Raw genomic sequence first — 8,099 nt, 5'->3', positions numbered from 1 at the left:
GTACAATGAATTACAACAATTACTCACAATTGCATAAGATTCAGATATAATCAATTTCACCTTTTTATTTCTTAAGAAACTTTGCAACAGAACCGTTTTAGTTATGTCTGCAAAACCAATCAATGACGGAATGATGGTTTCGCAAACCAAATATAGCCACTTCCATCTTGAACAACTCATTCAGATTCGTCTACAAACACTTTGAATTTATATATAATAAAAACACCTTAATGAGTGAATATGGAATAGTGCCCTTATAATCACTCTTAAAATGATTGTAGATAATTTTTATATCGTAAAAATTAAAAACTCCCTTTTTCCCCTTTAAAAAGGATAAAATCAAAGTTGTTTCTAATAAAAGAGGATTGTATTTTGAATATAACTCCTGTATGGTAAGCCCATACAAAACATACATTCAGGAGCGTAATACATAATGAAACTCATTTTGAAAACAAGTATAGCTCTAACACTGTTTTCTTTTTCTCTTATGGGATATCAGTCACCACAAACACAGCCGAAACAAACATCTTCATTAACCGAACAACAGTTATGGCCGATGCTTGGTATCAAACGGCTGGAGAAGTTAAAACACTCTATCATCAAGGATATACTATCGGAAAGATGAAATTAGACATGGCACTTGCCAAAGGTACCGAGAAAAAACCTGCCATCGTTTTAGATTTAGATGAAACAGTGGTGGATAATAGTCCGTATCAAGCCATGACCGTGAAAACAGGAAAAGGATATCCATTATAAATGGGACGAATGGATTCAACAAGCGAAAGCAGATTCTCTTCCTGGCTACGTTTCCTTTTTACAACATGCCAATGAAAAAAGTGTGGCGATCTACTACATCTCAAATCGCAAACAGAGTTAATTAGATGCGACTTTACAAAACTTACAGAAACTGAATATCCCGCAAGCTGATCAGGAGCATGTCTTATTGCAAAGAAAAGATAAAAAAGGAAAGGAAGAGCGAAGAAAAAATATTGCGATAGATAGAAATCAAGCGGTCGAAGAGATGCACGAAGCACTTGGAGAAAAGTTTATTGTGTTTCCGAATCCGATGTATGGGGATTGGGAATCCGCTTTATATCAATATGACTTCAAAAAGTCAGATGCTGAAAAAGACAAATTCCGTAAAGATGCATTGCGTGTATTTAAAGATGGAAAATAACGGAAACTATGGGGCGACTTTTAAGCATAACAGTCGTTGATTTATTAATAACAAATAAGCTCCAAAAGATTATCTGGGACTTCTTTTTCTTCTATTGTTTTTTTATGTATCTATAAATACTATTCATAACAATTTCTTCGTTTTTCTTCCAACACTCTTCCGCTTCCTCTAATGTACAAATTTTTACCAATTCATTAATAGCAGTATCTTTTACTAAGAATGTGGCTACAGCCCTTGTAGATTTTGAGTATTTGGCTATTACTGCATCTATAATATTATCTATTTCCAAAGAAAAACTTCCTTGAATATCTTGTTTAAGCATTGGGGCTTCGGATAGTTCTTTTAATCGAGAATTAAGCATATATTCTACATAACCCATTTGCGAATCTATATCTACACGGAAGCGGATATCATCAATAATTTCTAAAACCAATTCCTCATGTTTTTTCCATTTTTCTAATACTGTAGGATATACTTTCCCTTTACATTGCTCTTCAAAACGTTTAATTTTCTGTTCAAATGTATTTGGCAGCTGAAATTCATCTAATTTTTTTCAAAATGAGCTAAATCCGTATCCTTTCTTTTTTGACTACGTATGATAAATTTAATTTTTTGTACCTTCCTACCTAACTTAATTTCTTCAAATTCAAAAGATATATCAGTTTTTTGATTTAATTCTTTTTGGGAAGGTTTCAATACACGCTGTTTAAAATTTGCATAATTAGGATATACATCAATCGCATCTAAGTAATACCTTAGATTCTCAAGGCTAATTGTCCGCTCTTTTATATGTTCATATTGTTTCCCTTTTTCGGGGGATGAGCAAAATCGAATATAAAAAATGGAGGAAATCTATGGGTAACGTTCAAAATTATGAAGAACAAGATACATATTTTTCTATGATACAAATGCATCTGATTTTGCAAACCTCTATTGTTATCGAGTACGCTCTCCTTTAGTTGAGGATTGCATTAAAGGTGGCATAATAAATGATATAGAAATTATACCTTTTACCCTGGACAATGAACGATATAATTTCACTAGATATTATCTAACATTTTTAATTAAAAAGTTGAATCAAAATAATGGACACTTGGACATTGCTACTAAACAATATACAAGTCATTATAGGTATATAAATGATGCTACATATTATTTAATGATGGATGCTCAATTTTGACAAATCAATTAAAACAATAAATTAACTCCCCATTACTTTAAAAGATGGGGAGTTAATTTATACACGCTCTCTATTATTATAAATATGGCAACCGAGATGTGCTTGTTTGCGACTTTTATATCGATAAGGTATTTCAAATGCATCTATCACTTTATCACAGTGAATGCAAATATCTATTTTTCCAAACATACTTTGTAGTTTATTCACGAGATGTATAATTTCATTTTTGTTTAAAGTAATTTGAACATGAGTTAAACCTTTGGAATTTACATTAGACTGACTGATTTCAACTAAATCATTTTTTATATGTGCCAATGTGTCATCTCTAATTAAAATGGTCTTCACCAATCCCAATCACCTTCCTTATTTTATATTCTGCTCAGGAAGTTTTAGGATTAAACTATTCAGGTGAAGTCTTTTAACATGTATTATCAATCATTGGATACAGCTTGCAATCAGGCAGTACTAACAGAGGATTTTAGAATTAGACATCTTACACCAAAAGAAACTTGGCGACTTCAAGGGTTTTCAGATTCGGCTTTGAACGAGCAAGTAAAGTAAATTCAGATATACAGCTGTATCGACCGACAAGCGGGTAATTCTGTTAGTGTTCCTGTTATTTTTGCGATTGTAAAACGTTTGAAATGACGGAATTTTTAATTATTTAATGATGTTTTACTCTGATACGCTGTGCTAGTATGAAGATATAATTTAAAAAGGGAGGAAATCACAATGAATTACATACTTTTTAGAACTGCAGATGGGAATACAGGTTATATGAGTCAACATGGGAATGGTGGCGGACATCATCGTGAGCCAGGGGGCATTCAAGGGGTTAGTGTAAAACGTATGTATTTTCACCACAAGTTAAGGTATACTGTGAAATGAAGAGCAATCTGTAAGGATTAGTTGCTAGATATAGTGAGTTTACGCAGAGAAGAGATACAGTCACGGATTATGATCGTGGCTGTATCTCTTTTTTGAAGCGTGTTCACAACACACTCTATACATATAGGCTTTTCTTTTGTATGGTAGAAGCTATTTTGATATGATATATACGTTACAAAAACTTGCAAAATCACAAACACAACAAAGACAGTCTGGCATAACTGTCTTTGTTGTGTTTTTTCGTAAAAAGAGGCGGTCCAAAGACCGCCTCTTTTATGCCTGCTCTATGATTTTCTTTACTTCTTCAATCGTGAGTTCACTGGCTTGTGCAATGGTTTCCATTGGGACTTGTAATCTATGCATACCGAGAATCATTTGACGTTTTCCTTCTTGAAGCCCTTGTTCTCATCCTTTATTTAACGCATGTGCAATGCCTGCCGCTTCATCCATCAAAATCTTTTCGCGTGCTTCGTAAGGTTGACGGAACGAAGCATCTTGACTCATATGTTCCCATTTATCCATTGCTTTCTGTAAAATTGGGTCCTGATTCATCGCAATCGCCTCCAGAGTATGTGTTAAATGCTCATCTTCATTGGCTGGTAATAGTAATAACCACCGAACAAAGGAATCTTCCCATGGATTTACTTTTTCCTCTCGCCACTGCTGTTGCAATTTTGGAATTTCCACGACATGAATTTCGATATCATCGCTTAAGAGTTGCTGCTGTTGCATATTCCACAATTTCCCCGTCGTATGAAATGCTTCATAGTCTTTAAACATGACAAAGTTCAATAAGTTGATTGTAATGGTTTTATGCAATGAGCTGTAGGGCATTCCCTTTTTTAATTGAGATGCATAGAGCTTGCTCCAATAATAAAGGGATCGCTTTAAAAGGTCATGATTATTATTCAACTGGATCTCAATATTAATTTTGGTTCCTGTGTCTAATGTGGCCGATACGTCTAGAATTGATAATTTATCCTCTTCATGTTCTCAATGTAAATGTGGATCTTCGAATTGCAGGGATCGAATAGGAGATTCCAATGAATCAGCTAACATTGCATTTAGAAATGTTAACAAGATATCTTCGCTTCCGGATGTCCCGAATAATTGTTTAAAGGCAAAATCAATACGTAAATTGACCAATTTTAATTGGACATGAGCTTCCTCTCCCTGTCTGATAAGATCTCTTTTTTCTTATTGTACATAAAAACAAATTGAACATGCAAACAGGCTCTTATGATTAACATAAGAGCCTCACTGCAGATACATACAATAGATTAGATAACGGCCATGACCTGACTTGAAAAACACCTGAAAATTTTCACAAAAGAAATCATATTTAGTATACATCTAATTAGAAATATATACAAAGAATGGTGAAACACATCGCTTTTTCACCATTGATTTATGATATGATATACTTGCGGATTCGGTTTGTGCAACAAGCTATTTAGGGATAATATACATTTCACAATCAGCACATTTTCTAAAAGTAGCATGTCTTACTACTCATAAGGCATGCTATGTTAATAATATCCAAATAAAAAACGTCTTTTATGTGCTGATAAAAGACGTTTTTTTATGCCTAAAACCGCATAATATAGTTCTTGCTTGAGCTTCTTTAGTATACAACAAATTAGCCATGAGTGCTTTATTTTTCTACGTATGTATAAAGCTTTTCTAACACGTACTTTCATTGAACTACTCACCACTCATCAAACCTTTTAATTGTGCTTCTGCTGATCTCCGATCCATGATTGTGGTACAAAGTTCAGTAATAAGTTTTCCATGATCAAAGATAATTTGTTTCTTAGTATATAGATCAATGTATTCTCCTAAACATTTACTGAGTGTAACCTCCGCTTCCCCATTTTCGTGAATGACACCTGAAAAGATGGTTTTCTTTTTGTTATAGACTTTATAGTATTCAAGTATTGAGCATAAAGATTTCACTAAATCACGGAGCATTTCTTCCAAATCAGGATACATATCTTTTGCTATTTCTTCATTTAGAATAAAATCCATTCCCTTGTCTGTCACATCAAATCGAAATAAAAAAATCATTACTTTCACCTCACTGATTCATTGATTTTTCTATCATAACAGAAATTCTACTCCCTTCCGAACACACTTCCAACCACTTGAATGATCCATTTCATCATATAATCTAGCCATTTCAATCAGCAGAAGCACAATTTTCTTATGTTTTGTATCTAAAATAGATTTTTCATACTCCATAACTTTGAAAATCTCTCCATCTGTCACATAGACTTAAGTACATATATCTGGATCATAAAAAAATACTGTCATTTCAGCATTTCTCAGCGATTTCTCCCCAAAAAAACAAAAGATTTTACGCCTCTCAAAACCGCAACTTAATACCCTTTTACAATAGGAATTTCCATGTAAAAACAGCCCCACAAAATAACAAAAAAGTCTTGCTGTAAAAACAAGACTTTTCGATTTATTACTTTCAATAAGGAAGAGGGCTTACTTCTTCATTTTCATGTCGATGATCGCATTTCTTGCAAAAAAGAATCCAATTTGGATGTTCGTCATACATGGGGATCATTTCAAATTCCCTTTCTTCTCTTTTGATACATACTGGACATAACATATTAATTTCCTCCTTTTTATATACGATATTGATTTTCACTTTTGTAAGACTGTATATTGAACTTCCTCTGAAACAAATAAACTTGCGGAATTCACTTTTATACTACATTTTCCTAATCACCACTTTACTTCCAATTGCAATTTTTCACTTGCTTCCTCTAAAGATTGTGCTGGAATAATCGTAGATTGTGAATCTGTTACCTTGCCGCTATACATCACTGAGAAAATTAATTCATATTGATGTATCAAGATTTCTCCACTCCTTTTCTCCTGGATTCCCTCACAAATCATTCTTATTTATCACTTGCTCTTGTAGTTTTTGAAGATGGGTACGCATTTGTGATACGTACCAGCTTTTTCTCAATCGGATGATTGCAATTCCTACAATTAAAATCCAAAAGGCTTGTAGAAAAATATCTTGTGTTTCCCATAACGTGCACAAATAAAGAAGACTTCCCGAACAAAAATAATACATGGCCAATAATAGGTTTATATTTGCGATTATCATTTGTTTCTTTACAATTGCGGCTATTCCTGCCAAAACAAGCTTACAAACTCCTATACTTAGAAAAATATATGCAATAACCTTAAAAAAAATCATTCCAACACCCCTTCCCCTCTAAAAACTCATTTAAGCCACTTAAAACACCAAATAAAAGACATAATCTTATTCGATACCAAACATATTAAGAGTTTCTTTGAAGGCGATTACAAACGAAGCTGAAACGTCATTTTTTCTGGAATGGAAACTTTTTGTGTTGAAAATCATATATAAGCTGTTTTCCAACGCAGCCAATTGAAAATCCTGTAAAAAATGTTGCACCAACAATTTTTAATCCCCATTTCCACATGTTTTCTTGTAAAAAATGATGCGAAACATAAAGACATACCCCTGTGCAAATAATGATCAAAATTCCATATTCATCATATTTTCTTTGTTCTAACTTCTGTTCATGGAACGGATATACCTGGATAAATAAAAAGGCTATCAGCAAAACTGAAAGCCCAATTCCCAATACGATCATTTTTTATCGCCCCATTTCCACTCGATTACACTTCTTTATAGCGCTCCTGTAACAATTGCTGTACACGTGCCGCATACATTCTAAAATGGGGAATGTTTTGTGCGGCAACCTTTCCAAAATCCATTTGCATTAATGTTTCTTCTAGCAATTTAAACTCAAATTCCAGGAATTTATCATGTTGTTTCTGAATCGAATGCGGGATATTATGCAAGGCATCCGCGATTTCTCGTACATATGTCACACTGGATTCATCTTGATTTGAATAGGAAAATACATTTCGAATCAATACAAACGTTTCTTGCAATATTTCATATCCAATATGATGCAATACATTTTTATTTACCAACTCCCCTCATTCCTTTCTCTATGGCCCTTCAATTCCTGTATTGATTTGGAACTCATAATTTTCTACAAACCATTTTTCACCTTCTAATAGTAAATTTAATTTCATGGTGTGTTTTTCTTGTTGTTCTGTTCCATCAACCGTTACAAGATAATCATATTTAACCGTTACATCGGCTTTATTATCAGCGGTTTTAATGTAATACATATCCGTTATCTTTGCTTTCGTTTGAATGTGCATAGACCCATCATCTTCTATATGGTTATGTGCATCCTCTGGTGCATTTAATAATTTGTTTCGTGCTTCTCCTGTTATCATTTCTTTGATCTTTTCAAACCCTGGCTTTTCTTTTTGCTTGTTATCATTCTGTATTAACAGCTCTACAAACTGTTTCGCTACTTCTTGCCCTTTATCTTGCGTATTTTCTGTTAAAACTGTTACGCGCTTTTCCAATGCTCGATTCTCTGTTTTTAGCTCTTTTACTTGTTCCGTCCATTTCTTTTCTGTCTGCTCAACTTTATACTGTAAGGTACGATTTTGATTCCATAACCATACACTGATACCCACTAGTACAACTATGATTAAACCAACGATTCCCTGTTTCATCCCTAATTCTCCCTTTCTTTCCGCTTATTTCGGCAAATAAGGTGCTGGGTCGATTTGACCAAACCTCAAAGATGTTTTGATCTCAAAGTGAAGATGTGGCCCTGTTACTTGCCCTGTTCTTCCGCAAACACCTACTTGTTGCCCGACTCCAATGTTTTGTCCTTCTTGTACAGTAATGGACGACATATGACCGTATAAACTCCAATATCCATTCCCATGATTGATAACAACTACGTTTCCGTTTGGATAGGGAGCGGTCGC

Annotated in this window: 7 protein-coding genes and 6 pseudogenes; 3 read left to right on the top strand and 10 right to left on the bottom strand. The window is 33.9% G+C overall.

Annotated features, from left to right (window positions below):
• Nucleotides 1–426: 426 nt before the first annotated feature.
• Nucleotides 427–1,177 (top strand): annotated as a pseudogene (locus F3I02_RS34800) (5'-nucleotidase, lipoprotein e(P4) family).
• A 69-nt stretch (nt 1,178–1,246) separates the two neighbouring features.
• Here F3I02_RS34800 and F3I02_RS01515 read toward each other — a convergent pair.
• Nucleotides 1,247–1,981: pseudogene (locus F3I02_RS01515) on the bottom strand (replication initiation protein); the annotation flags it as partial.
• 433 nt (nt 1,982–2,414) lie between these two features.
• Nucleotides 2,415–2,702 (bottom strand): hypothetical protein, encoded by a 288-nt coding sequence (locus tag F3I02_RS01510; protein WP_308018165.1) that lies wholly within the window; start codon nt 2,700–2,702, stop codon nt 2,415–2,417.
• Between the two features lie 87 nt (nt 2,703–2,789).
• Here F3I02_RS01510 and F3I02_RS33670 point away from each other — a divergent pair.
• Both F3I02_RS33670 and F3I02_RS01505 read left to right on the top strand, forming a co-directional pair.
• A pseudogene (locus F3I02_RS33670) lies at nt 2,790–3,005 on the top strand (DNA cytosine methyltransferase); the annotation flags it as partial.
• A gap of 84 nt (nt 3,006–3,089) precedes the next feature.
• Nucleotides 3,090–3,245, top strand: coding sequence for a hypothetical protein (locus F3I02_RS01505; RefSeq protein ID WP_196477488.1), 156 nt, complete (start codon nt 3,090–3,092; stop codon nt 3,243–3,245).
• A 273-nt stretch (nt 3,246–3,518) separates the two neighbouring features.
• Here F3I02_RS01505 and F3I02_RS01500 read toward each other — a convergent pair.
• From F3I02_RS01500 to F3I02_RS01465, 8 genes and pseudogenes are all read right to left on the bottom strand, one after another.
• Nucleotides 3,519–4,427: pseudogene (locus tag F3I02_RS01500) on the bottom strand (Rpn family recombination-promoting nuclease/putative transposase).
• A 522-nt stretch (nt 4,428–4,949) separates the two neighbouring features.
• On the bottom strand, nt 4,950–5,312 hold the full coding sequence (locus tag F3I02_RS01495) for a hypothetical protein (protein ID WP_196477487.1): 363 nt from the start codon (nt 5,310–5,312) through the stop codon (nt 4,950–4,952).
• A gap of 588 nt (nt 5,313–5,900) precedes the next feature.
• Nucleotides 5,901–6,113: pseudogene (locus F3I02_RS01490) on the bottom strand (hypothetical protein).
• A gap of 31 nt (nt 6,114–6,144) precedes the next feature.
• On the bottom strand, nt 6,145–6,465 hold the full coding sequence (locus F3I02_RS01485; RefSeq protein ID WP_196477486.1) for a hypothetical protein: 321 nt from the start codon (nt 6,463–6,465) through the stop codon (nt 6,145–6,147).
• Nucleotides 6,466–6,592: 127 nt separating this feature from the next.
• Nucleotides 6,593–6,889 (bottom strand): hypothetical protein, encoded by a 297-nt coding sequence (locus tag F3I02_RS01480; protein ID WP_196477485.1) that lies wholly within the window; start codon nt 6,887–6,889, stop codon nt 6,593–6,595.
• A gap of 25 nt (nt 6,890–6,914) precedes the next feature.
• Entirely contained in the window at nt 6,915–7,235 is a 321-nt protein-coding gene (locus tag F3I02_RS01475) for a hypothetical protein (RefSeq protein ID WP_196477484.1), read from the bottom strand.
• A gap of 18 nt (nt 7,236–7,253) precedes the next feature.
• Nucleotides 7,254–7,838, bottom strand: coding sequence for a hypothetical protein (locus tag F3I02_RS01470; protein ID WP_000808980.1), 585 nt, complete (start codon nt 7,836–7,838; stop codon nt 7,254–7,256).
• A 24-nt stretch (nt 7,839–7,862) separates the two neighbouring features.
• Nucleotides 7,863–8,078: pseudogene (locus tag F3I02_RS01465) on the bottom strand (M23 family metallopeptidase); the annotation flags it as partial.
• Between the last annotated feature and the right edge of the window lie 21 nt (nt 8,079–8,099).

The sequence above is a fragment of the Bacillus sp. SRB3LM genome (genome assembly GCF_015712745.1).
GTDB classification, from domain to species: domain Bacteria; phylum Bacillota; class Bacilli; order Bacillales; family Bacillaceae_G; genus Bacillus_A; species Bacillus_A thuringiensis_K.
The sequence above is the reverse complement of the archived record's forward strand: the minus strand, read 5'-3'. Positions and strand labels throughout refer to the sequence as shown.